The 26,345-nt window shown below is 39.0% G+C and carries 22 protein-coding genes; 7 read left to right on the plus strand and 15 right to left on the minus strand.

Annotation, left to right across the window (positions count from 1 at the left end; all coding sequences use genetic code 11):
- Positions 1-58: 58 nt before the first annotated feature.
- Both KKC46_10465 and KKC46_10470 read right to left on the minus strand, forming a co-directional pair.
- Positions 59-595: a hypothetical protein gene (locus KKC46_10465; GenBank protein MBU1054239.1), complete on the minus strand. Its 537-nt coding sequence runs from the start codon at positions 593-595 to the stop codon at positions 59-61.
- A 168-nt stretch (positions 596-763) separates the two neighbouring features.
- Positions 764-1,186 (minus strand): ceramidase domain-containing protein, encoded by a 423-nt coding sequence (locus KKC46_10470; protein ID MBU1054240.1) that lies wholly within the window; start codon positions 1,184-1,186, stop codon positions 764-766.
- 755 nt (positions 1,187-1,941) lie between these two features.
- On the opposite strand from KKC46_10470, the gene KKC46_10475 reads away from it, so the two are divergent.
- Entirely contained in the window at positions 1,942-2,292 is a 351-nt protein-coding gene (locus KKC46_10475; protein MBU1054241.1) for a DUF4143 domain-containing protein, read from the plus strand.
- 39 nt (positions 2,293-2,331) lie between these two features.
- Here KKC46_10475 and KKC46_10480 read toward each other — a convergent pair whose 3' ends face one another.
- Positions 2,332-5,433, minus strand: a complete 3,102-nt coding sequence (locus KKC46_10480; protein MBU1054242.1) for a PAS domain S-box protein — start codon at positions 5,431-5,433, stop codon at positions 2,332-2,334.
- A gap of 308 nt (positions 5,434-5,741) precedes the next feature.
- On the opposite strand from KKC46_10480, the gene KKC46_10485 reads away from it, so the two are divergent.
- The 5 genes from KKC46_10485 to KKC46_10505 all read left to right on the plus strand — a co-directional run bounded on the left by KKC46_10485 (position 5,742) and on the right by KKC46_10505 (position 11,198).
- Entirely contained in the window at positions 5,742-6,344 is a 603-nt protein-coding gene (locus tag KKC46_10485; GenBank protein ID MBU1054243.1) for a flavodoxin family protein, read from the plus strand.
- 10 nt (positions 6,345-6,354) lie between these two features.
- Positions 6,355-8,532 (plus strand): ATP-dependent RecD-like DNA helicase, encoded by a 2,178-nt coding sequence (locus KKC46_10490; protein ID MBU1054244.1) that lies wholly within the window; start codon positions 6,355-6,357, stop codon positions 8,530-8,532.
- A gap of 16 nt (positions 8,533-8,548) precedes the next feature.
- The gene (locus KKC46_10495; GenBank protein MBU1054245.1) at positions 8,549-9,217 is read left to right on the plus strand and encodes an MBL fold metallo-hydrolase; all 669 of its coding nucleotides are present in this window, start codon (positions 8,549-8,551) and stop codon (positions 9,215-9,217) included.
- Between the two features lie 145 nt (positions 9,218-9,362).
- The gene (locus KKC46_10500; protein MBU1054246.1) at positions 9,363-10,274 is read left to right on the plus strand and encodes a radical SAM protein; all 912 of its coding nucleotides are present in this window, start codon (positions 9,363-9,365) and stop codon (positions 10,272-10,274) included.
- An 18-nt stretch (positions 10,275-10,292) separates the two neighbouring features.
- Positions 10,293-11,198, plus strand: a complete 906-nt coding sequence (locus KKC46_10505) for a GntR family transcriptional regulator (protein MBU1054247.1) — start codon at positions 10,293-10,295, stop codon at positions 11,196-11,198.
- Between the two features lie 97 nt (positions 11,199-11,295).
- On the opposite strand, the gene KKC46_10510 is transcribed toward KKC46_10505, so the two are convergent.
- From KKC46_10510 to KKC46_10555, 10 genes are all read right to left on the minus strand, one after another.
- Positions 11,296-12,381 carry an FAD-dependent oxidoreductase gene (locus KKC46_10510; protein MBU1054248.1) on the minus strand — a complete coding sequence of 362 codons (1,086 nt, stop codon included), beginning with the start codon at positions 12,379-12,381 and terminating at the stop codon, positions 11,296-11,298.
- Positions 12,382-12,776: 395 nt separating this feature from the next.
- On the minus strand, positions 12,777-13,688 hold the full coding sequence (locus KKC46_10515) for an HNH endonuclease (protein ID MBU1054249.1): 912 nt from the start codon (positions 13,686-13,688) through the stop codon (positions 12,777-12,779).
- A complete protein-coding gene (vsr, locus tag KKC46_10520) occupies positions 13,685-14,113 on the minus strand; it encodes a DNA mismatch endonuclease Vsr (protein MBU1054250.1) in 429 nt (142 codons plus the stop codon). Before vsr ends, KKC46_10515 begins: the two co-directional genes overlap by 4 nt.
- On the minus strand, positions 14,065-15,234 hold the full coding sequence (locus KKC46_10525; protein ID MBU1054251.1) for a DNA cytosine methyltransferase: 1,170 nt from the start codon (positions 15,232-15,234) through the stop codon (positions 14,065-14,067). Before KKC46_10525 ends, vsr begins: the two co-directional genes overlap by 49 nt.
- 388 nt (positions 15,235-15,622) lie before the next feature.
- Positions 15,623-15,817: a hypothetical protein gene (locus KKC46_10530; protein ID MBU1054252.1), complete on the minus strand. Its 195-nt coding sequence runs from the start codon at positions 15,815-15,817 to the stop codon at positions 15,623-15,625.
- Positions 15,818-15,841: 24 nt separating this feature from the next.
- Positions 15,842-16,309 (minus strand): universal stress protein, encoded by a 468-nt coding sequence (locus tag KKC46_10535; GenBank protein ID MBU1054253.1) that lies wholly within the window; start codon positions 16,307-16,309, stop codon positions 15,842-15,844.
- Positions 16,310-16,579: 270 nt separating this feature from the next.
- Entirely contained in the window at positions 16,580-17,974 is a 1,395-nt protein-coding gene (locus KKC46_10540) for a hypothetical protein (GenBank protein MBU1054254.1), read from the minus strand.
- A 96-nt stretch (positions 17,975-18,070) separates the two neighbouring features.
- Positions 18,071-19,084 (minus strand): hypothetical protein, encoded by a 1,014-nt coding sequence (locus tag KKC46_10545; protein ID MBU1054255.1) that lies wholly within the window; start codon positions 19,082-19,084, stop codon positions 18,071-18,073.
- A 683-nt stretch (positions 19,085-19,767) separates the two neighbouring features.
- Positions 19,768-20,349, minus strand: coding sequence for a transposase (locus KKC46_10550; protein ID MBU1054256.1), 582 nt, complete (start codon positions 20,347-20,349; stop codon positions 19,768-19,770).
- Between the two features lie 194 nt (positions 20,350-20,543).
- The gene (locus tag KKC46_10555; GenBank protein MBU1054257.1) at positions 20,544-22,907 is read right to left on the minus strand and encodes a PAS domain S-box protein; all 2,364 of its coding nucleotides are present in this window, start codon (positions 22,905-22,907) and stop codon (positions 20,544-20,546) included.
- 693 nt (positions 22,908-23,600) lie between these two features.
- Here KKC46_10555 and KKC46_10560 point away from each other — a divergent pair.
- Positions 23,601-23,942 carry a hypothetical protein gene (locus tag KKC46_10560; GenBank protein MBU1054258.1) on the plus strand — a complete coding sequence of 114 codons (342 nt, stop codon included), beginning with the start codon at positions 23,601-23,603 and terminating at the stop codon, positions 23,940-23,942.
- Positions 23,943-24,267: 325 nt separating this feature from the next.
- Here KKC46_10560 and KKC46_10565 read toward each other — a convergent pair whose 3' ends face one another.
- Entirely contained in the window at positions 24,268-25,911 is a 1,644-nt protein-coding gene (locus KKC46_10565) for a methylmalonyl-CoA mutase (GenBank protein ID MBU1054259.1), read from the minus strand.
- Positions 25,908-26,342 carry a cobalamin-dependent protein gene (locus KKC46_10570; GenBank protein ID MBU1054260.1) on the minus strand — a complete coding sequence of 145 codons (435 nt, stop codon included), beginning with the start codon at positions 26,340-26,342 and terminating at the stop codon, positions 25,908-25,910. Before KKC46_10570 ends, KKC46_10565 begins: the two co-directional genes overlap by 4 nt.
- Positions 26,343-26,345: the final 3 nt, after the last annotated feature.

A 26,345-nucleotide genomic window follows, 5' to 3' on the forward strand; every position in this document is an offset into this window, starting at 1 on the left:
ACAGAGCCGCTCAATATGTCTATCGCTGATCAATCTGTGGTCAATCCAGCTGAAGCTCTTAGGGACTTTGCGCAACCGGCTCGGTAAAATCACATGCTTTACAATCATAATTTTCTCCTTTTCCGTTAAATTGACAGGACAAAACGTCCTGACCCAATTGTTGCATACGGCGCAGAGTTTTTACTATATCATCTTGTAACGCAGAACCGGTAAATTGAGAAATTAACCCTATAATAACAGCTGGTTGAATGATTAAGGAATCTTGTAACATATTGTTCGTAAAATCGCTGTTATCCTTATTTATTTCAGAATGTTGCGCATTTAAGCGATCTTGTAACGCATTTTGTTTGTTTGAAAAACTCCGTTTCCAATAGCCCGGATGTTGTCTCCGCCATTCCTGTACCCGCAGGGTATTTAAAGGACCTTTAAAGTAGTTTTTGTTCTCAGGTTTCTGAAGCCATTTTTGTTGACCTGCCGCCTTGGCCTTCTTACGACACTCAGAGTTTTTACAATACCTTTGCCGGTTGCGATTCCTGCAATCAGGCACAAATAAACGCTTGCAGTTACGGCATTTTATCTTTTTTACCATTCCCATTCAAATAGCACCTCCCAAACGGGTTCAACTATTTATGAATGGGTATGTTTTGTGAAGAAAAAAACTAAAGAAAAAACCGGAAGAAAAATGAAGAAAAGGGTTTAAAAATTTATTATCCTGGAAGAAAAAGAAATCGAAGAAAATTACAGTTTAACTCCGGGGATTGAATTACATTTTAAAGTCGGCCCTGACAATGACAATGGAGAATAAGGCCATAAAGATTATCGTCATTGGTAAACGATCCCACACCAATGTCTGGTTGTCAGGCCGGATATGGTAGAAACCGGAGCCGAATGCAACTAATATCATACCCGAAAATAAACAATAATATACAAATTTAATATCAGGTATGATTTTTAACCTTTCAGTTTCTCTTAGTTTTATTACTCCCAGAACACCTACTATAAAAAAAGCAATATTAGAAACAACATTCCGGAAATTAGGTATTGTCAGAATTAATTTTGAATCTTGAAATTGATGATATCCGGGATCCTGCGGGATTGGTTCAACAAACAAAAGCCCGACGATTGCAGCAGTGGTCACCAATATTATTAATGAAATCCCGATAGCTTTCTTTTTTTGTATATCCATGGTCCGTTACCAGTTAGATTGATTAGATGAAAATGCCTTCCAAAGATTTCGTTTATCTGATTATTTGGTTTCTATTATATAGCAAAAGTTAAGGCATTTATAAATAAATTTATTTACAATATGGATGTAACAATTTGTAAATATATGTTAATGAAAACATCCTGTTTTGGAAATAAATCAGCGGCCTTGATCTGAACTGCAATCTACCATTTCCGGACGGACACTAAATAGGTGGGGATTAAGAAAAAGATACAATCTCATTAATGCTCTCGCTAAGCATGCTCAATAGATCAAAGGCAGGGCTCACATGGCAGGCATATGTGGAAGAATATAAAAGAGAAGTACTATTAATGATGCTTACACCTACTACTGTTCGGTGATGGGTAGTTACCAGAATTGAGGATTACAGGAAGCAAATGATTAACTTTATAGCAAAAAAAATCCAACCCACATTTAGCCCCCATTCCCGGTCTGATTTTCAGTTGATGATCCAATTCTTTATAAGCAATATCGTTACGAGTGGAAAATATGTGTACAAAGCACAATGTAAATTTTAAATGTCATTTTAAATTTACAGAGCCAGTTTCAAAACGCCCCATTTTGGCCGATCTCTGCGTTGGGCTCAAATTTCAATCCTCGAAATACTCCATGTATTCCTGTGGTTAAAATTTTCTCCCGCCTTGAGCTTGACCAAGCTGAAACGTTTTGAAAGTGGCTCTACATTATATTAATTCGGAAATTGTGTTCTCTTTTTCGTGGGGCTAAACTTTAAATATTTGGAACAAATTGAAAGTTGCACTTGCAAATTACACCGTTTTAATCAGTGGAAGAAAAGTAATATTTACTTTTACCGCGACAGCAAGGGAAATGAGGTTGATCTGCTGCTAAAAAGTGGATCAGATATTTTTCCTGTTGAGATCAAAGCAGGCATGACCATAACCAGAGACTATTTCAAAGGCTTGAACCATTTTGCGAAAGTATTTTCAGAACACATTCCCAAAGGCGCTGGCATTGTTTATAGCGGTAGCGAAAGTCAAAAAAGAACGAATGTTACGATTGTTCCGTTTAAGCGCATGATTGATCTTTTTCGGATTGTAGAAGAATAAGATAGATTTATAAAAGTTGATGGAACCGTAATTTGCGGATTATTGTTTCTCCAGTTCAAGTTTAATTGCCAGTCCTATTTTTTCTAATGTTAACGGTTTTTTTAAGTATTGACCTGCGCCTAAGTCCTGAGTTTCTTTCACCTCATTTGTTTCAGAAAAGCCGCTGACTATTATAGCTTTTTGCTTAGGATAAATTTTTATTATTCTCTCATAAGTCTCACGACCACTTAAGCCCGGCTCCATTATCATATCCAGGATTATCAAATCTACGGCATGTTCTTTCAAATACTCAATCGCTTCCTCTCCGCCGGGAACCGCAAAACTATCATAGCCTAGAGTTTTTAAAATATTACAGGTTATCTCTCTTTGACTTTCCACATCATCGATAACCATAATAGTTTCATGGTTTCCTTTATATTCTTTAATCAATAAAGGTTTATCTTTTTTAAATGTTTTATCTCTTGTAATGGGAAAGTATAAATCAAATATAGTGCCACTCCCGTTGCTTGTAACATTAATGTAGCCTTTGTGATCCTGCATAACATTCCATACTACCGCCAGCCCCAAGCCAGTACCGCTTTTGCCCATTATTTTCTTTGTAAAAAACGGCTCAAAAATTCTTTCAAGATGTTCCACTAATATTCCTGGGCCATCATCTGCTACAGATAAAATAACATACTCACCTGTATTTACGTCTTCATATCCTCTTATGGGTCTGTCTACATAGCAGTTTCTAGTCGATATGATAACAGTGCCGCTATCTTCAATAGCTTCAGCAGCATTTGCTATCAGATTCATTATTAATTTTCTGATATGGATAAGTGAGCCGGCTATATTAACCAAATCCTGATCAAGGTCGGTTTTGATTTCAATGGCTTGATGGAATTGCTTAAGTTTATTATATTCGGGGGAATGCAAATATTCTTTGACAATATTATTTAAATTTAAGGGCTCTTTAGGTGATGCTACGCCCCTAGCTATAGTCAACAGTTCCTGAACGATAGAAACCGCCTTGTTTCCTGACTCCTGAATGGTTTCTATAGGTTTTCTTAATTTGCTGTCTTCAGGTAAATCAAGTAATAATAATTCCGGATAGCTGACTATACCGGATAATACATTATTCAGGTCATGGGCTACACCACCTGCCAAAAGTCCAAGTGATTCCATTTTCTTGGATCTTGCAAGTTTTTCTTCACTTTCCCGTAACCTGTCTTCCGCTTTCTTACGCTCGGTAATGTCCTGATTCACCCCATAAGTTTTGAGTATCTGACCATTGGCATCTCTAATAACGGAGCATAGGACGCTGATATAACCGATTGTTCCATCAGCGTAAAATATACGATGTTCCAGTTTATACTGGGAGGCGTTTGCTTCAATTGCTTTCCGGGATTCTTCCTCAAGATAAGATATGTCGTCATGATGGACAAAGCGCCGGAAGTATTCAGCCAATGACATTGTATATCCGCCTGCTTGATCGGCTGTGGTGTGAAAAATCTTGTAGAAATAGTCGTTGAACGTAAAGAGATCATTGATGGCGTCGTATTCCCATGAAGCAAGATGCGCCATTTCTAAAGCATTGGCCAGCTTTACCTGAAGGTTTTCCTGTTCTTTATCGGTCCGTTTTCGTTCAATATCATTGATAAAAATTTCACCAATGAAGCGCAGTATAGCCTGGTTATCGTAGTCCCAGGTTTGATACTCATGCACAGCGTCAAATCCGATAAAACCTAAGAGGTGATTACTAAGCTTCATGGGTAGAACAATAAGCGATTTGATACCTTGATCCTCAAAGTGTTTTTGTTCCACCAGTGCTTCAGGCGGCAGATACTTTACGTTTGGCACATAAAAAACTTCATGCTTTTGGATTTGTTCGGTAAACCATGGCAATTCAAGAGCAAGAGGAATATCCTTTAAATCATCTATTTGTGGTTGGATACCATTGGCACACCATTCATGACTATTGTCGACCAGGTTACCGCTTTTTTGAAAAAGAAAGACATAGGCACGGTCTGCTCCTGAAAAAGCACCTACAGAAGCCAGGGCAAGGTTGATACCTGCATCAATTTCGTCTGAACTTAGTCCCACAAATTCCGAAGATATTTTACTGATTAACCTTTCAAGCTCCATACGCCGTGCCAGGGTTTCTTCAGTCTTTTTGCGTTTTGTGATATCTTCAATTATTCCTGAACCATGAATAAAACTACCGGCACGAAAAATTGGAATCCAGGAAGCTATTATGTTTAATATTTTTCCACCTGTAAAAGATGTATATTGACCTTCATAATATCCACGAACACCATTAAGGGATTTGCGAATTTCATTTGTCATAGTTTCATTCGGAAGATCGAGCATATTCAACCCTATGAGTTTTTCCCGGGTTGAACCTAATATAGCAATCATCTCTTCATTAACAGCTGAGATTATTCCTTGCTTATCATAATGAATTATTCCAATTGGTGCATTTTCAAAGAATAATCTGTGCTTTTTCTCATTCTCCTTAAGAGCTTTGGCTGCCTGTTTTCTGGAAGCAAACAATATGATAGAAACTGCAAATAGAAGCATTACCGTAAATGGTATAAAGCAACGCCCGATGATTTCTTTGTACCAATCCTTAGCATCAACATCCATACCGAGAACAGCAACAAGATTATTAGTATGTGGATCTGTTAATGGAATAAGAGCAGTAACCAGTTTGCCCCATCTATCGGTAACCGGTCCTGCAACAGCTTCCTGTTTTGTGTTGAAATAATGAAGATAGGAGTCCGAAACTTCCTTGTAAACTAATCCGGGTGGTGCGTAATCCTTGGAATCCACAGGCAATGAATCCACATAAAAGAAAACCACGCCGTCTGAGCGGCGTCCCATCAGGTAAAGAAATCGACATTTACTAACGGCATTGCGCATTGATTCTAATTGTGACTTTATGCGCTCATAAGCTGGTGTACCCAAATCACTTTCAGAACCGGACAAAGAGTCAATATGTTCGATATTAATGGCATTCGCAGTGATCCTTGCATGTATAAGCAGCTCCTGCCGCATATTTTTATCGGTCGAATACGCTACCCACCACATGGCTGTGATGCCTATAACGAAAACAAGCAGGAGTAAGAGTAGAAATTTGCGGTTTATTATTTTATTCATTATTATTTAAATACTATAAATTTAAATATTATTCGATAGTTTTTACCAAAAAAAAAGCCGGTTTCTAAAATTTTTATATAATATTTGTAAAGGCTATATCGGTATATGAGCAAAAATATATGAGGGAAAATTTGCGGGATAATATATCAACTTCCAAAATTTCGGCAAACAGATCCAGACAGGAACAAAATACGATGTAAATTTAAATTGAGGCATGAAATTTATCATTATATAAATTGCAGAATTGTATTCTTTCTTTTTTTGGGCTAAGCTTCATAAAAATCAGATAATACATAAAGGAGGTCACTATGTACGCAATAGCAATAAACGGAAGCCCAAGAAAGGGCGGGAATACTGAATTGCTTCTTAAGGAAGTGCTTTCCGAATTAAATGATGCCGGCTGGGAAACAGAGCTTGTGAAAGTTGGCGGAACGGCAATTCGTGGTTGTATTGCCTGTGAAAAATGTTTTAAAAATCAAGACAACCAATGTTCTGTTAAAAAGGATAAATTTAATGAAATCTATTCAAAAATGTTGAAGGCTGATGCTATGATTCTGGGCTCACCAACTTATTTTGCGGCTGTATCGGCTGATTTAAAGGCATTGATTGAAAGAGCGGGTTTTGTTGCTTATGCCAACAATAATGCTTTTGCCGGAAAAATAGGGGCGGCGGTAGTTGCGGTCAGGCGAGGTGGTGCCACCCATGCATTTGATACCATTAACCATATGTTCCAGATGTCAAGGATGATTATTCCCGGTTCAACTTACTGGAATATGGGCTTTGGCTTAGGCAAGGGAGAAGTACTTGAAGATAAGGAAGGTCTTGCCAACATGCGGCATCTGGGAAAAAGCATTGATTGGCTTGGCAAGGCTATTAAACCCAAGCTCTCCAAATATCCTAAGAGTAATTGAAAATACTGCTATGGAACTTTCCGGACAGATTGAAATAATAACCTATACGAATGAAAAGACCGGTTATCTGGTTGCAAAGGTGAAAGTTGCAGGAATGAAAAAACCTGTTACCGTGGTGGGAAATCTTTTGTCCCCGGCCTTGGGCGAAACTTTTACAATGAAAGGAGAATGGATAAAGCATCCCAAGTTTGGTGATCAGTTTGCTGTTTCCGAGTTTGTAAGCATTGTCCCCGAAGATGCCTTGGGTGTGGAAAAATACCTGGGTTCGGGAATGATAAAAGGCCTGGGGCCGGTTATGGCTAAACGCATTGTTAAAAAATTTGGTGAAAAGGCCCTTTCTGTTATCGAAAATGAAACAGAAAAACTTACTGAGATTGAAGGCATAGGCAAAAAACGGATAGCAGAAATAAAAAAAGCCTGGGATGAACAAAAAAGTATACGCAGCATTATGCTTTTTTTGTATGCACATGGAATAGGTTCGGGGTATGCAATAAAAATATATAGAAAATACGGAGACAGAGCTGTTGCGGTGTTAAAGGAAAATCCTTACCGGCTCGTATCCGATATTTTCGGAATAGGGTTTCTGACAGCAGATAAAATCGCACAAAAATTCGGGTTTTTAAAAGATTCTGATGAAAGAATTGCGGCCGGAATTTTCTATGTTCTTTCCGAACTGGCCAATGATGGACACGTCTATTACCCATATAAACTGCTTGTTGAAAAATGTGCTGAGATTCTTGATGTAGATAGAGATAGTATAAAGAACAAGATAGATGATTTGTCTTTATCGGGAAAAATAGTAATAGAAGAAATTGAAGATAAGCAAGAAGATAAACAATCAAAAGGAGTATTTCTTTTAAGATATCATTATTGTGAAACAGGTATTGCAAATTGTTTAAAGCTTATTGCCGATTCGGCGGGCCCTTTTAAAATTACTGTTTCTGATAAGGCCATAGAATGGGTGCAAAAAAGTATGGCAATCAAATTGGCCCAAAAACAGATTGAAGCCATAAAATCCGCTCTTTATAGTAAAGTAATGGTAATTACAGGTGGTCCGGGAACAGGTAAAACTACTATTGTGAATGCCATCCTTAAAATATCTCAAAGTCTGAAGTTAAAAACACTGCTCGCAGCGCCTACCGGAAGAGCTGCAAAACGTATGAGTGAAGCTACAGCGCACGAAGCAAAAACAATTCACAGGATGCTTGAGTTCAATTTCGAGCAGGGAGGATTTCAGAAAGACGAGAATAATCCTCTTGATTGTGATTTGCTGATTATAGATGAAGCATCCATGATAGACACAATCTTGATGTTCGGGCTCTTAAAAGCGGTGCCTTCCGGGACGGCTCTTATTCTTGTGGGAGATGTGAACCAGCTTCCTTCGGTTGGTGCAGGTAATGTTTTAAATGATATTATTTCATCAGGACTTTTTTCTGTTGTTGTGCTGTCTGAAATTTTCCGCCAGGCGAAAAAAAGCCGTATTGTAATAAACGCCCACAGGATAAACAGCGGGCAAATGCCTTTTTTAAAAACTGAAGATAATGAAAGCGATTATTATTTTATAGAACAGAATGAGCCCGAAAGGGCGGTAGAAATAATAAGAGAGCTTGTTGCGCATCGAATACCAAAGCGGTTTGGGTTTGACCCGTTTTCCGACATACAGGTTTTAAGTCCCATGCACAAGGGTGAACTTGGAGTATCCAATCTTAACATGATTTTGCAGGAAGCGCTTAATCCTGGAGATGCATTATATTCGAGCCAGGAGAGAAATTATAAGATTGGAGATAAGGTCATGCAGATTAAAAATAATTATGACAAGGATGTTTATAACGGAGATATCGGAAGAATAACTTCAATTGATTCCAAAGAGCAGAATGTGATGGTTTCCTTTGACAACCGCTTGGTAAAATATGATTTTAATGAAATTGATGAGATAATACTTTCCTATGCGGTATCTGTTCATAAGTCTCAGGGATCTGAATATCCGGCTGTTGTAATTCCTGTTCATACCCAGCATTACATGCTTTTGCAGCGCAACCTGATTTATACTGCTCTTACAAGAGGACGAAGGCTTGTGGTTATGGTGGGTGCAAAAAAAGCGCTTGCAATAGGAATCAATAACAGCAAGACTCAAAAGAGATATACGTATCTTAAAAACCGGCTTAGTATGACATCAACTTTATTGTGAAAGGGAAGTAAACATAATGCAGATTACTTCAGAAATATTTCAGGTTGGAGGAAGCGGATATACATCAGATAAAGATGCTGCCGTATATCTTATTAATTTTGGAGGTCATGCAGCCCTGGTTGATTCGGGGTGCGGCTTTTCCCGAGAGAAACTATTGAAAAACATTGCTGCCTGCAAAATACAACCTGAGCAGATAGAATATCTTCTTATTACCCATTGCCATTTTGATCATACGGGTGGAGCTAAAGGATTGAAAGATGTCATTGATTTGAAGATAGTTTCTCATGAATTGGAAGCAAAATACCTTGAAAATGGCGATAACGCAGTTACAGCAGCCAATTGGTATGGTGCTACTCTCCAGCCTTTTTCAATTGATCGAAAACTTTCAAAGCCGCGTGAAATTATAGAGCTTGGGGGACGACAGATTGAAGCCATTCACATTCCGGGGCATTCTCCCGGTTCAGTGGTCTATCTGACTGAATCTGAAGGCCAAAAAGTCCTTTTCGGGCAGGATGTTCATGGACCGCTTAACTCTATCATTCTTTCCAATAGAAATGATTATATAAATTCTTTAAGTCTTCTGGTAAGCCTTGAGGCGGATATTCTCTGTGAAGGGCATTATGGCATATTTCATGGCAAGGATGAGGTGAGAAAGTTTATTACATCATTTTCAGCATCAAAATAATGATACCTTCATAAAAAAGTGGCCCTCAAAAACGGTAATTTCTTCACCCTATATCACCTCAAACCAACATACGCTGTTTTACGCATTGCAACTTGGATAAACAAATTGTAAAAGAAATTTCGCAATAACAATATCAGGCAGGAAAATGAATCAACTACGACAAATAGCTTTCGGATATTCCACCCGTTGCAATGTGAAATGCGCACACTGTGTGGCCTCAGGTGGATCACCGGGTACAGACAAAATGGACTTTATCCGGGCAAAAGAAATTATCGAAGAAATGGCCTTGGCACATGTGAGTGGTATCAGTTTTACTGCCGGAGAGCCGCTCATATTTTTAGATGATATCTGCGGCCTGATTTTGGTTTGTAAGCAAAACCGGATTTATACAAGGGTGGTTACCAATGGGTTCTGGGCAAACTCATCGGATCAGGCAGATAAAATGGTATCTACACTGAGAAAAAGCGGCCTGTCCCAGATGAGGATCAGCACCAGCCGCTGGCATCAGGAGAATATCGACCGCACAAACATTGTTAATGCGACAGCCGCTTGTGTGAAACAGGGGCTGGATTATTTTGTTTCCTTTGTTACGGATTTTTCGGAAACAGATGACGATGTTGAACAGTTTCTTAAAGAAAATGAGTTGCGATATTTTCCGGAACCTGTAATCTATTTCGGAAGAGCAGAGAATTTTGAACGCAGACAGATCTTTACAGATTATTATCCTAACATATGTTCCATGAATGCTTATCTTTCTCCCAATCAGGACATGTATGCCTGCTGTGACGCCGGAAACCGGTTTTTAAAAACCGGGTTTTTATACCTTGGAAATTTGGAAAAGGAATCTGTGGAAGAACTGTTTAAAAAAAAAGAACAGCATAAAATATATCATCTTATCCGAAGTATAGGGCTTACGCGTATGGCTACTTATCTTGGGTTTATGGCCAGTGAAATAGTGCGGTATCGCAAATGCGAGTTGTGTGAAATGCTTTTTAATTCAAAAGAGAATCTGGAAAAGATTGAACAGAGCATAGATGATCTGATGATTGTAAGATAAAATTAAGGAAAAATGAAAATGGTTGAATTAGGAAAAATAAACACCCTCAAGATTATTAAAGTGGTGAGATCCGGCATAATCTTAGACGGTGGCACACTCGGAGAGATATTGATTTCCGAAAAAGAAGCCCCTGCACATTGCAAGGTAAATGATAATATCGAAGTATTCATATATATCGATTCAAAAGCCAAAATGACCGCTACAACCCAAAAGCCCTATGCCGTGGCAGGTCAGTTTGCTTTGCTCAAGGTGGCAGTATCCAATTCCTATGGAGCTTTTATGGACTGGGGTTTAAAGCAGAACCTGCGCGTCCCGGTACCGGAACAGAAGCAGCACATGAAACTGGGGCAGTTCTATGTCGTGTTTGTTTACAATAATAAAAAGAACCACATAGCAGCTTCATCCAGAATAGATAAGTTTTTGTCAACACTGCCTGTCAATTTCAAAGAGGGTGAGCCGGTGGACCTTATTATCGGTGAGTCAACACCTTTGGGCTATAAAGCGATTATCAACAAAACCCATGTGGGTGTTTTGTATAAGAATGAAGTATTTCAGATCCTGGAACAAGGGCAAAAAGTAAAGGGTTTTATTAAAAAGATCAGAGAAGACGGCAAGATTGATCTTTGCCTTCAAAAACACAGTGCCCAGGCTTTCGATGATTTGTCACAAAGTATTCTAAATATATTAAAAGAAAATGGCGGAAGCCTGGAAGTATCGGATAAAAGTTCACCGGAAGAAATCTACAGGCTGTTTAGCGCCAGCAAAAAAAGATTTAAAAGTGCCATTGGCGGATTGTATAAAAAAGGGATGATTGTTATTGAGGAACACCACATAAAGTTATACCGGAAGCCGGTAGTAAAACATATAAAAACCCGCAAACAGAATTTAAACCAGGCTGCCAGGCGCAGGAAAATTGATAAGTGAAACTTTCTTTTGTGTATCGGTTTCACTATCTACAGCTGTTTATAAGCGAATCTTTTTGCGTTAATTATCTCTAAACTTTCCCACGGTTAAATTGAATTCATTCCTCTATACTGTTTCTTACCGCCCGTTCGGCGGCGGTCAAAGCGCCTTCGAGATAACCGCCGTGTTGGTCGGCGGTTTCCGAACCGGCAAAATGTATTGCGCCGTCCCAAATGGAGGCTTGACCTGCCGGGGGGTGATAGAGAGGGTGTTCGTACATAGGCGGCTGGTCAAACTGGGTGGCGGTAAATCGCTCGCGAGCCCAATCATGGTAGAAGAAGGCCGTTGGTTGTGCCGCAGGTTTGCCATAAATGTCTGCAAGTTGAGATAGAATCGCCTCGATAACGAGTTGTTGATGGTTGCGTTGCACCGCCGGAATACCGACAAAGCCGGTTAGTCCGTAAGGGTTCTGGCTGTTGTTGGATCCGTCATGGATTTCGCCCAGCGGACCGTGCTGGCTGAAAGCCTGGCCCGAGAGGCCCGTTTGCCGCCAGAAAAGCTCATCGTAAAGAGCACAGAATTTTGCCTGGCCCGCCATCCACGTACCGATTTTCAGCATTTCCTGAGTTAAATCATGAGATAGTTCAGGGTTAAAGAAAATGGTAGCAGCGGCAAGGCGCGGCGGCAGAGCAAGGATTACCTTCTTGGCGCTGAACCGGGCCCAAGGTTCTGTTTCCAGTTCTCCTACGCTAACCAGAGCACCGGGGAACTTTTTTTCGATCTTACATACCGGGTGATTGAGTCTGATAGCGTTTTCAGGAATATCCTTACTTAGTTTTGTGATTAGTGCCATCATGCCGCCGGAAAGCCGCCAGGAGATGGGTTCCATGACGTAACCGCTGACGGTTCGGACGGCTCCATCGGGACTTTGGAAACGGCCCATGCCCTCATCAAACTGACGATAACCCTTAAGGCCCAATGTTTGGATAAGGCGTGCCATTTCCGGGTGAATCGAAGGCCAATACCATGAGGGGCCGAGATCGGAGAAAAAACCTTGATGTTCAGGGCTTAAAATTCTGCCGCCGACACGCTCACGGGCTTCGAGAACAATAAAAGATTTATTTCTTTGGGACACCAGGTAGGCGGCATAGATACCACTGAGGCCGCCTCCGATAATTATGATATCAACTGTTTCAGTAAGAATTGTAATATTCTATATCTCCAATATCACCATAGACCTAATTGATTTGCAGATGTTCTTTGGCGTTGGTGCTAAAAATCTCTTTATGATAAAAGAAGCGTGCCTATTCAGGCATATCCGGATAAAACTTTTCGAACATGTATGACGATCTCATCAATCTGTTTGTGGCACCCGCCTTGTTCTATAAATTCCGTGTGTTCGTCAATGGTAGAAATTATATACCAAGCGAAATCATGCATTTTGTTGCTCTGTACAGTAGCGTAACGTACCGATCACCGAGTGCAAAAGGCTACCACAATATTATGCAAAAGCGAAAAATGTTGAAAAACCAATTTAATCTAAAAAGCCGCGGCCTTTTGCATCCGGTGCATTGGGTTGTTCGGCCTTTCCGTTCGACCCTATTTCTTTCGATGTATCTCATCATGACATACCGTACATATGGTAATGAGATTGCTATCCGTGTTGTCTCCACCCTCTGCATGGTGTTTTTTGTGATGTAACTCCAAGTGGCGAGGATCAGATCTGTTCCACTCTTCGTGGGACCATTTGCAGAGCGTGCATTTATACTCATCACGTCTGAGAACTTTTCGTTTGACTGGGTCAGGAATGTGACGGTCATGTTCAGGGCTTTGCCTGTCAGCTTCCAGCAGATAGACTCCCACTTCAAGATCAGGACGACCTGTATTCTGAGTGACGACAGGCCAACCATATTCTGTCCGTAATTCTCTTACTCTTCTGGCCCATTCAGATCTATCTTTTGCAAGATATTTCAGTTCCTCCCCTGTTACTTTCTGACCGACATTTTTTCTTAAATATTTTAATATTTTGTCACGAACAGCAATGTTTTCTCTTCTTATTTCGTTTGCCAAATGCCAACGATGGGCTGCATCTCTATCCTGAACAACTGAAAGCAACAAATAATCAGAAGGTCCCATGGTTGTAACGTCAATGTCAGAAAATGGAAATTCATTTTCTTCCGCCATTTGTTTGGCGGTCAGGCCGCTCACGATTGACCACCCATACTGTACTTTTAGCTCTCGAACCCTGCGGGCATATTCTTGTATGCCTGAAACTACAAGGAGTTCATCACCGCTTATTATGATGGCAGGATATTTTTTAAAATAATAAAGAATTCTATCCCGAGCGCTTTTTGCAATCGTGGCTGGAATTAGAGATTTTCCTAAATCTCGTAAATGCTGAAAGCAGGGGACAAGAGAAAGAACTTTATCTCGTAACCTGTCGGATTTTAATTCCTGTTCAAAGTTGGTTAATAGTTTCTGTAATTGTTTTCTAATTTCTTCAGAGTTCATATGTAATATGTCTCTTCATGCCCTTTGAGAAACAAAAGCAGTTTCTTTTTTAATTTGTCAGAGTCTTTCACTTCGCAGGTCCAGACAGTCAAAATATCCCAACCTAATTGTTCAAGCTTATAAACGGTGGCTTTGTCTCTTTCTATGTTCTTGTCCAACTTCTCATTCCAAAAATATTTATTGGTTGTCGGTCTTTTCGCCCGTGAGCAATCTATATGACCATGCCAAAAACAACCATGAACAAAAATGATTTTTTTGTGCTTTGGTAATGTGATATCAGGCTTCCCCGGCAAGTCATTCCTATAAAGTCTAAATCTGTACCCCATATTATGGAGCAAAGAACGCACAAACAATTCAGGTTTTGTGTCTTTGCCGCTTACGCGCGACATAATTTGGCTTCGCTTTTTTTGTGAGAAGAGGTCCATTGTTCATATCTTTGGTCAAGTAGTAGCCTAACGACATCGGCTACTCTCGCAGCAAGAAGAGGCGGCACGGCATTGCCGATTTGTTTTGCAATTTCAATTTTTGAACCCAAAAATTGAAAGCTGTCAGGAAAACTTTGAAACCGTGCGGCTTCTCTGTGAGTGATAGGCCTATGCTGATTAGGATGTAAATAACGCCCTTTTTCAGGTTTGAAAAATTCGGTACGTATTGTAACTGAAGGCTTATCCCACCAAAGTCGTCCAAATAAATCAGTACCGCCTGATTTCTTTCTAATCCAACATTTAGGCGTTAACTCCGGCGCAATACGTTGTAGATCGAATCGATTCATCCCTTCTTCAGGTATTGCTCTATATCGTTTTCGGCTTAGTTCAGTTGGATTCCTCCCGAAATGCAAGTCTAAGGGCGGCTGTATATTTCTAATTTCAGTTCCTTCAGGTTCCGGCAAATCGCCAATGGCGTCTTTTACAGTTTTCCAGCGTGAAGGCGTTGAAAGGTATTCCTGTCTATCGAAGAAAAGTTTTAGCTGTTTTCCGTTGCCATTAGGGTTAAAATGTGTTTTTCGCGGAGGGAATAAAATAGATGGATCTGCGAACTTACATCCAATAATAAAAGCTCGAGTGCGAGTTTGCGGAACACCATAATCCGCAGCAATCAATTTATCCTGCCAAACCTTGAACCCAAGAGATTCAGCTGCTCCAACTATTTCACCATGCTCAAAAGTTCCTAGTAACTGAGGTACATTTTCCATGACAAAAATTGATGCACCGGATTTTTCTACCACTTCTAAGTAAGGCCGCCACAACTCTTTACGTGGGTCATTTTCACGATTTTTGTTTAGGAGGCTAAAACCTTGGCATGGCGGCCCACCGATAACTACATCAGCTTTAGGTATTTCTATTTTGCCTTTTTTCAATATCTCAACAATATCGCCTGCGATGCTATGCGGACCAAAATTTTCATTATATGTCTCAACACAGAGCCGATTAAAGTCGTTCGCCCAAACAGATTGGAAAGGTTGCCCGAAAACTTCTGAGAACCCTAAAGACATACCGCCGGCACCTGAAAATAAATCTATGAGACGATAACGTCTTGGATTCTTGATCAACCCTCCAGAACAGCGAGAATAATAAGTTGCTTCGTCCTCTTTAACAATAAGTGCTTTGTCTATTTTTATTATATTTTCATATTGATACATGTTTTTGGTGCCTTATCGGTATAAGTTTTTTATATTGTTTTGTGACTCTACCATCGCAGGCAACATTTTTATATCATAAAATTGTATCGGAGGCCTAACAAGTTATTGTACTGACCAGTATATCTCCAAATGGAGAAAGATTTGACAACCTTTTTATGATGTTTTAAAGCATTTTCTAACAGTATATCACTCAAGATTGAATCATATACTGTTAACGGGATAACTCCAAATGCTAGAAATACCTGAGGGCATAATTTCAAGATTTGGTTCTTTTCTCTCCATGAAAAATATACCTTTAGCCTCTCATTTGTGACTGTCTCCATTCCAGTTTGCCGGAACTTATCTTTTTCGGAAAGCCTATTTTCTTCTTCGGTTTGCTTTCAACAACCAACATATGATCCAATGTCTCAAAAACAGCCCGGAAAAGATCTTCGTTAATTTCATTGAGTTCTTCAAGTTCTTTTCTGAGGACAGCATTATCAAGAAACATTTGTCTTAATTGCAAGCGGACTAATCATTTTTCATCTTTCCCGGCAGGAATGGTAATAACCGGACACTCTGCAAAGCGGACAACTCTTTCTGCAACCAAACCAAATACTATACGACGCCACCCGGTAAATCCGTGAGTGGCAATGACAATAGCATCCACATTTTCCTCTGAAGCTAATTTCACGATTTCTTCTGCCGGTGATCCACTTAAGACAAATGAACGGTTTACGACACCATCGGATACTTTTTTATTAATTACAAAATCCATGTTAGCTCTTGCTATATCCATAAAGTCCTCAAACATATTAGATATTTGATAGCTTGTTTGTATTGTTGAATCGATAGGTTGTAAAACTTGCATTGATGTTACAACATTAATTAGAAGCAGCTCTGCACCAAAATGGCGTGCCAGTTCATCGGCTGCAACAACACCTTTGTAGGATAGTTCGCTATAATCTGTTGGTGCCAAAATTTTTTTAACGGGCAGTAGCATCAGTTCTCTCCTTTCTTTAAGATAAAATATGTAAATCCTATATCGACAGGCTGATTTATTAAATTATATTCCAGGATTAATTTAAATACAATAGGGTAAATCCTTTATTCTATGATCATATAATGAATGGAATGTATCAAATGTGAGTTTATTGCCGCGTATTACTGCTTTCCCAAAAGCCGTTACGAATAGATTCAATCGTCAGAAAAGCAAGATCAGTATTACCCCCTTAATTAAGTTTAAATATTTAATACTCCCCCAATACTCCCCCTATTTTATATTTTTCTCCAACATCTCTTCAACAACATAGCCGCTCTTGCCGCTTTTATCATTAATCGAATAATGCAGGCTGTCGTTTGTTTTATTCTTATAAATACCTCCCCAGTAGATAAAGGCCCTGTCCTTTTGCCCTTTTACAATCACAGCAAGCGGCATTTTTTCCAGATGCCGTCTTTCAATTTTCAGCAGATAGGTGCCGGCATCGGATACATCCACCGATACATTCTGCTTCCATACTTCTGCCGGTAACCTTACATCCAAAATTGTGTCTCTTTTGTGCATCGACATCCATTTCTTCTTGATTTCGGATTTCAATTTTGCTTTGTCCCTCCCGCTATACAAATCTTTGGGCGCACTAACCGAATTGAGGTAAATCAAAAATGTTTTGTCTGCCAGCGTTTTCAGTTTTATATGAGTTCGATTCACTTCCTGCCATGTTTTGTCCTTGCCCATCAGATTTGCATACGCATCGTTTTTCGCTTTAATGGACGCCACTTGTTTCACCAGGCTTGGCGTATTCTTTTTCCATTGGGTATACATCTGTTCCGGCGTATTCTTTAAACTCGCCACATGCTTCTTCCAGTTGGACATCCGGGTTACATCGAAATGGCCGATGAGTTTATTCTGCATGGCTTTAAGTTTCATTTTATAATTATACGATCTATTTTTGCTGGTAAAACCTGTAAGCAGACGCTTTACATTAGCATTGTTCTTCCACTTGCTGTCCGTACTGAGGGCCACAACAAACATCTTGTCTGTTTCAAAGCTGTCCAGCCGGTCTTTAAGTTCCACCAGTACCTGTTTGTAGTGATCCGTAGCAGCACCCGGATTTTTCTTACTTTTTTTCACATTCAGTTTCGGCTTGAATGTTTCATACCGTGCATACAACAGCTTTACTTTGGCACTGTGGTCAACCATTGTATCGTTAAGGCCCGTTTTAAGGTTCTTTTTGTTGGCACCTGTATTAGCCTTTGCGTCAGTCTTTGTATTAACCTTTTCGTAAACTATATTTCTGGCTTTTGCATTGGCCTTGTCCTGCTTGTATTTCGCAGTCAGGGATGTTTTTAAAGCACGAACACTGGTTCTTGCCCGCTCAACACTTTTATAATCATAGGTTTTCGGATTGTTCAGCTTGAAGGCTTTTTGGATCTTGTTACACTGAATCTCAAGCTTTGTTATGGTTTTCATAACCATATCATAATTCTTATCACCGTCTTTAGCGCCAAAATCCACTTTCTTGAACTCGCGGTCAATATCTTGAACCTTATTGCTTACCTGATTCACATAATAATTGACCGATTTGGCAGCATAAACATTACTTGCCACCATCAACACCAATGAAAGCAAACTGATCCCCACAATGCGTTTCATTATCACCTGATTCATCCCATCCTCCTCAATAGATTCAACACACAACCATCTATGCAACATATGCAGTATCAAAGGGTGCAGTAGCTTACATAATTAAACAGGTTTAAGTATTTATCTGGATATTTCTCTAAGCATTGAATCAAATACTGATTTTCCATTTCTACCATATTCTTCAACGAAACCGCTTTCAATAATTGAAATCTCTTGTTTAATACTTGAATTTCTAAGGGCGGTTCGTGTTCTTCTCAGCCATTCAAGCAATTCTGATCGTGTGATTAAATTGTGAGACAATGTTTGTCCCATTTCTAAACCAACCATGTGTAAGGATTTTTTATACAACAGACTCCACATTTCTTCAGCGGTAAGAACCCCAAAGATTGATGTATATAATTTACCTTCATATTCACCAATTTGCCCCTTATTAAAATCCAAATTTATATATTGCGACTTATTTGCAGTATAGAAGTTTGTAGATTTTAAATAATTATCGACCTCATTTTGATAGTAAGATATAAAAGATGTCTTAAATTTTTCCCTGTCTGCAGGAGAACCCTCAGCAATTAATTCCTTAAATATTGCAACAGAATTATCTAAAGCTTTTTTAAATCGACTTTGATAATTCATTTGATCTTGCACATATTTTGTTACATCTTCCGCAAAAAATTCACTATTTCTTTTTCCAATTTTTCCTGCAGCTACTTCGATGTGAGGACCAAGCACCAAATCAGCTTCCCGGTCTTGAAAACCTTTCCTGAAACCATCTTGAAAAGCTTTTTTTAAACTCAAATGAACTGTAAAATAATAATTTGACGTCCGCCAGTCTCCCTTGGGGTCAGAATCAGGTCTTCGTCCTGAGATCAAAAACTCAACAAAAGGATTATTGATTTGTTTAGGTTTATAATTTTCTAAGCGTAGTTTTTCTCCCCAATCATTTCCAGCTCTTTCATAAGCTTCAACTGTTTTTGCTGTATAGTCTTTATCCGATATCCTTACTATTTTTTCAACAATTTGAATTTGTGGTTCTGGCTTAGGCTGATTGAGGGGAACACAAGCAGATGTAAAATAAAAAATCATACTTATTGTGACCAATAGAAACAATTCATTTGTTTTACTTTTCAATTTCATCGCAATTTCCTTTGTTATTTATGTTTTTATCTTTCCATTTTAAAAACACAAAAGCCCCTTGCTTCAATTATCTGAAGATTGGGGCTTTATTATATCCTGTCATATTCGATCCTTTTGAGACCTTTGCAAAACGCCCCCTTTTGCCCAATTCCATCATCAAGCGAAAATTTCAATACTCGTAATACCCGAAGTATTCCTTTGGTTGAAATTTTTGCCTTTCTTGAACTTGAGCAAAATTGAACATTTTCAAAAGTATCATCCTATAAATAATAAAATGAGTTAACGGTTTATTTTTACAGAAAATGCCAAAACGACACAAATTTTATAATGAACAACAATACGAAAATTTTGCTAACACTTTCCATTAATTAAATTAAGGGAGAAAATAGGTTAACCAACTGTAATCGTGCATATTAACGTGCATATTAGGGTCACATTTTAAATATTTATTATTCTTTTATAGCCGTATTCAATCCGCTACCCATGCAAATCTCCATTTTTGTAATATTCTGTTTTTTCAAGAAACCATTTTTGACAAATTTATCATAATTTAAAAAGATCCATTTAATTCAAAGTATTGCCTTGCTTGATAAGACTTCGATTAAAAGTAATCTTTAGAATAATGGTATTCAAGGAAAAGATTACGTTCATTAAATTAAATATCGTACTTTAGACTCAGAACTTTAGTGTAAAAATGTCAACCTGGATTTTTTTGTCCAAAACCGTGAGAGTATAGGTGAGAGTTTAGGCCCTTTAGTTCTACAGTTATTGTTTTTCAATGAGACAATAACCTGTTTTATCAATTTTTTAACAAATGTCTTATAACGCCTGCGGGCTGTTTTTGTTTTGTTTCCGAAAAGTACCAAAACATCAGTTATATCCTGCCATTGCCGGGAAATCTTACCCATGATGTTGCTATGCCCTGAATAAGGAGAATGACCCAAAGCCTCCATATTTTCAACAAGCTGGGCTCTGATGGGATTTAGATGAATGTAACGGACCAACTCAAGCAGATAAGCATCCTCCTGGCATAAAATGGATTTATAGCGGTTCTGAAATAGACGCCCGGATCGATTATACCGCCGGTTAAATACAACTGCATATCCGGTAAGCAGCCACCTCATTGAAGTTGACACCGAAACACTGCCGGTTTTTACCAGTAAGTAAAAATGATTTAAAAATAGAGACCATGCAAAACAACGACTTTGGGTTTCGGTTATAAGCTTTCCAAACCGGTTAAGAAAATCATCGCGAATTAAAACAATTTATGCTTACACCGACTGGCAGTTTTTTACGCCTAATTTTTATTTTGCTTTCAAATGTAAAAAAACCATTATACATTTTTATCAATTCTTGAAAAAGGATTTTGCAGAACCGGCTTATTTATACTTGAAAAGATGTTTTGCGACACACCGGCAGTAATCTTTGCGACAGATTTAGTACCTTTTGCTCAAAGCAACTACTTCTTCAATTCTTCCTTAACAGCCAGACCTATCTTTTTAAATGTTATGGGCTTCTTTACAAACTGGCCTGCGCCCAGTTTTTGTGTTTTTTTCACCTCTTCTGTTTCAGCAAGGCCGCTTACGATCACAGCTTTTTGGCCGGGGCGTACCTTTAATATCTTCTCATATGTCTCACATCCATTTATTCCAGGGTCCATAATCATATCGAGCAGTATTAAATCCGCTCTATTCTCTTTCAAATATTCTACAGCCTCCTCTCCGCCGGAAACTGCGAAAGCTTCATATCCCAAGGCATCAAGCATCATACACGATATTTCTCTTTGGCTTTCCATATCATCAACAACAAGAATAACTTCCTTGTTTCCTTTAAGGTCATCAAGAGGATCAAACGAAGACCGCTTCGATAATTCCTCTTTAGTAATAGGAAAATACAACTCAAAAGTTGTAAGTTTTTCACCGGTTATCACATCTATGTAGCCTTCATGATCCTGAACAACATTCCATACGACTGAAAGGCCAAGACCTGTACCGCTTCTGCCCATTACCTTCCTGGTATAAAAGGGATCAAAGATTCTTTCAAGATCATCCGGTGATATTCCCGAACCATTATCTGAAACAGATAAAACGACATACTCACCTGCTTTTAAACTATCATATCCCCTCATTGGTTTGTCCAGACTGAGGTTCATGGTAGATATCGTAATACTACCACTGCCTTCAATGGCTTCTATGGCATTCAAGACAAGATTCATTATAGCTTTTCTGATATGAACATCAGAAGCATTTACATTAAAAGGGTGAGGGCAAAGATTCGCATTGATCGTAACTGAAGGATGAAAATGTTGAAGTTTGTTAAACTCAGGTGAACTTAAATATTCACGGATTATTAAATTGATATTTAATGGGGTTTTAACCGTAGCAACTCCTCTTGCTAATGTCAGTAAATTCTGGACAATAGAAACAGCCCTTGTTCCTGAATCCTGTATTGCTTCTATCGGTTTTCTAAGACTGCTGCATTCAGGCAAATCCATTAAAAGTAATTCCGGATAGCCTACAACACCAGATAATACATTATTCAGATCGTGCGCCACACCGCCTGCCAAAAGGCCCAGAGCTTCCATTTTTTTTAATCTGGCGATCTTCTCCTCATTTTCGCGCAGGGCCTTATATGCCTGCTTAACCTCGGTAAGATCAATCATAATCCCCCGCAATCCCACAGATTGTCCTTGCTGAATAATCGGGGTGGAATATACTATAAGAGGAAATGTGCTGCCGTCTTTTCTCAATGCGGTATATTCATTACCTTCTGATTTCTCACCATTCATAATATTTTGTATTTTGTTAAGGGCTCGATTTCTATCTTCAGGTATAAGCATCGTAAGGGCGTTAATTCCCTTTTTGAAATCATCTTCAGTATAGCCAAGCAATTCATATGTACGCCGGTTGACAAAAGTCGTAGTGCCTTGTTTATCTACTTCAAAAACAACCTGGGGCAATAGCTCAGCCAATTGTCTGTATTTTTCTTCGCTTTGCTGCAAAGCCTCTTCAGCCTGCATTATTTCAGTTCTATCGTAAAAAACTGAAATAAAGCATTTTTCCCCTGCGATCTGTACTTCTTTAGAAAATACAAATGTTTTGATTACAGAACCATCTTTTATGTTAAAATCTATTTCAAGCCCATTAACTTCTCCTGATGATTCCAGCTCCTTTATAAGCCTGTTTCTTTTATCTACAGAATATAAGCCCAATTCAGTAGAAACCTTACCAAGTATTTCCTCCGAAGTATATTTTGTCAACTCACAGAGTTTTTTATTTACATTAATTATCTTTCCTGTTTTCTTTTCCGATACAGCAATGGCCATTGGAGATAAATCAAATATAACCTGCAATTTTTTCCGTTTCTCTAAAAGATTTTTTTCCGCCAGTTTGCGCTCGGTAATATCTATATAAAAACCTACAATAAATTTAACCCGGTTGTTTTCTTTAAGCGGTGATATGATGATATGACAATGTATTTCTTTGTCATTCAGCCTGAAAGTTCCTTCTTCATTTACAAATTCACCGGCAAAAGCACGGCTGTTTTTGCTTTGCCACAAAGATAGAGTTTCTTTGTCGCTGCTCAGATCTTCGGGCCGTTTTCCAATAAAATCACCCCAATGTTTTCTGCAAATAGAATTCTGAAAAACATAACGGCCCTGTTCATCAATCACAAAATAATCAAAAGGGATGCTCTCGATTGCAACTTCAAAAATAGCCTCTCTGCCACGCATTGCTTCATAGCTTAACTTATATTCATCAACCTCTTTTTCCAGATCTTTAATCCTTGATTCAAGCTTTGCATAAGCTTCTGTATCAGACATTTGGCACGCTCCATATGATAGTAATAAAAATAAACAGCCTCAAATAAAATTAAAAAAATTTTTAACCCGGTATGAAAGTACTTTTTCACACACAAAGCTTTAAATATGGTGACATACTATTGTTAATAGAATCTTTGGTGCTCATTAAGTCAATTATAACAAAAGCAAGTTCTTAAAATAAAAAGCAACACCGCATTTGAGTTTCCAAAGTTTCATGTATTTGCCTCAGGCAAAATAATGGTGCAATCCGGCTATTTTTACACCGGCAAATTCATATTACTTTTCCACCATGTTTATTTATTATTTTGACGGTATTTTCGTGCGTTCAAAGCGATCACTTTCAGCGCTTCTGAAGAGTACTTCCCAAACATCATAAATATAGGCATCTTGATACCTTCTTTCCTGTTCAAAATAAATCCAATTGGCGTAATTTTGGTTATACGGGAAAACTATTTTTTTGGATAGTATCCAAAAGGATACCTTTTTATGTTTTTCATGGCATAAAACAAAGGTATTATAAATTATATATAGATACTCTATAGGCCGGTTTCTTAAATGCAGCCATTTAGCTGTCTATAATTGGATAAATGCATTTGGTAAAGCTGAGGACGATATTCGTTCGGAAAAAGCGATAAAGGTTGTGGAAGTACATGAAATGCATAGCTATATCTCTTTAAAAAAGAATATTGTTGGATCTGGATTGCTGTTGATCGATATGGAAAGAGGTTCTTCAACTGCGTATTGGGCGATCGTGGCACAGCCACTGGCGAGCAATTGTGGGATACCATCAAAAATATCAAGAATGGCAAAATAGTTACTGACTACTGGAAACCGTACGAAAATCTCATTCCTCAAGAGCTGCATATCCAATCCAAGGCTGAGACATTTGCTGTAGAGGGTTATAGTAGTTTTTTCGACACTTTCTTGCAAGAATTCGAAGTAAATCCAAATGCTACAGCTTTTCTTATTCCCCCTCACCCTGGCCCTCTCCCACGAGGGGAGAGGGTAAAAGGAAAACGGTTGCATAGGACTTAACAAATATGGTTTTGAAATATGATTTGAAATTCTGGTAGTTCTTTCCGGATTCGCTCGCTAGTGTCCGTCTATAAATGGTAGATTGCGCTTCAGATCAAGGCCGCAGCATTTTTAAAAACGCATGCGTAATGGGTTTACGTCGAGTATTTCAAAAACGCGAGAACGCAGATATGTGGCACAAGATGCCATTTATGGACGGACAATCACTATCCCCGATGCTTGCACCGGGGTTAGTGATAGATATTGCGATTCAAGAAAGATACAGTGATTGATATTTTTAGTTGCAGGAAGTGAAAGCAATTATATTTATTGTCGTGCCTGAATATCAGTCTTTAAAAGGTGATTCAATCATTTCAAACGGGTCGTAATGATGACCACGGCCTACTCTTAATGAACCCCATATTTCGCCTATAGTTGCATATTCTTTACAGGCTTCTATCATGGTTGGAGTAAGATTAACATTTCCCTGTTTGTCTTCTTCTACCAGTTTTTTTATTAATTCTTTTACAGCATTATTATTTCTCTTCTTTTTTATATCCTTTACTCTCTGAACCTGTTCGGCAGTAGAAGCTTTAGATACTACATGAATGGGAATTTTATGGTCTTGTTCAGGTGGAACCACCAAATCGTTAATACCTACAAGTTTCATGTCTCCGCTTTCTATATCTGTCTGACGCTTTAAAGCAGCTTCGTCTATCATTGCCCTTATCCATCCGTCTTTAACGCCTTCTTCCAGACCTCCCTTGTCAAGTATCTTCTGAAGAAGTTCCCATGACCTCTTTTCTACTTCGTTTGTAAGCCACTCAACATAGTAAGAGCCGGCAAGAGGATCAACCACATTGGCAATTCCGGTTTCATAAGCAAGAATGTTTTGTGTACACATAGCAATCCTGGTTGCAACTTCCGTAGGCAGACATAAAGGCTCATCATACATAACAGGGTCAATGGCATTACAGCCGCCAAGAGCAGCAGACATAAGCTGTACTGCAATTCGCCCTATATTGTTAAGAGGCTGCTGAGCTATAGCTGTAAGTCCGGATACCCGTGCTGCGATATAAAGCTTTTGTGCTCTCGGATTCTTGGAACCGTACCTTTCTCTTGCTATTTTTGCCCATATTCTTCTGGATGCCCTGAATTTGGCAATTTCTTCAAAAAAATCCATCCATATTGTAAAAGTAAAAGGAACCCTGTTTGCAAATTCGTCAAAATTTAATCCGCGCTCTACAAGCCGGTCGGCAAATGCTATTGTGGAAGCAAATCCCAGTGCTGTTTCCATAACAGCAGGCGTCCCTTCTTCTGAAACATTGTGTGCGCTTGTATGAAATGTTGCAAATCTTAATTTATTTTTCGAACAGTATTCGACTACATCAACTGCAAGTTTGGACCATAAATCCAGAGGCTGAGGGGTAACAAAGCCACTGTAGTACTGACAATATAAATTAAGAGCAGCACCGCCGTTTAAAGCAGAATAAGGGACGCCCTGCTTTTGGGCCATAGCAAAAAACATACAGGGTAAAACCGGGCCGCTTGCCCCTGACGATTCGAAAGTGATTGTTGTCTTGTCAATAGGAAAGCCTTCTAAAATGGTTTCAACATCATCTAATGAGGATACCGGTATGCCAACCAAACCGGCTTCATCCACTGCCATAGGATGGTCAGCATCAATTCCGACCTGAGTGGGGTAATCATTTACAACCTCAACTCCTTCCGATCCTATGCTGGCCAGATACTTCAGTCTTTCCATGGAATCTTTTGCCGAACCGAATCCGGAAAGAAATCTTCTTGTCCAGATTCTGTTTCGAAACATCCCCTTATATAAACCTCTTGTATAAGGGTATTCCCCGGCTTCACCGAGATCCCTGTCATAATCAAAATCTTTTAAGTCTTCGGGCTTATACATCTCTTTTAATGGTATACCTGAAGCCGACTCGAACTTCCTGTTTGCGTCTTCCTGAATCGTTGTTTTCATATTTGCTTCTCCCTGACAGGATTTAAATCCCTTTTGCTTTTCTTTTCAACAAGGGATGTAATTGTTTCTACTATTACATTAGACATTGCTCCGGGCCCGATAACTGCGTCAACACCCAGTGCCTTTAGTTCATCAGGAAAAGGATCCGGAATGGTTCCGCCTACAATTACTACAACATTGTCCATTCCCTCTTTTTTCAACATGTCAATCAGCTTGGGGACCAGTCTGGTATGATTTGATGACTGACAGCTTATACCAACAACATCTGCATCTTCTTCTACAACGGCCTTGAAAATTGTTTCAGGACTTTGAAATCTTCCAAGATATACCACTTCCATACCGGCATCACGCAACATTGCGCTTACAATTTTGGCTCCTACATCGTGCCCGTCAAGACCAATTTTTGAAATTACTGCTTTTATCTGCTTCATGAG

It is taken from the genome of Pseudomonadota bacterium, assembly GCA_018817425.1.
Lineage (GTDB): Bacteria > Desulfobacterota > Desulfobacteria > Desulfobacterales > RPRI01 > RPRI01.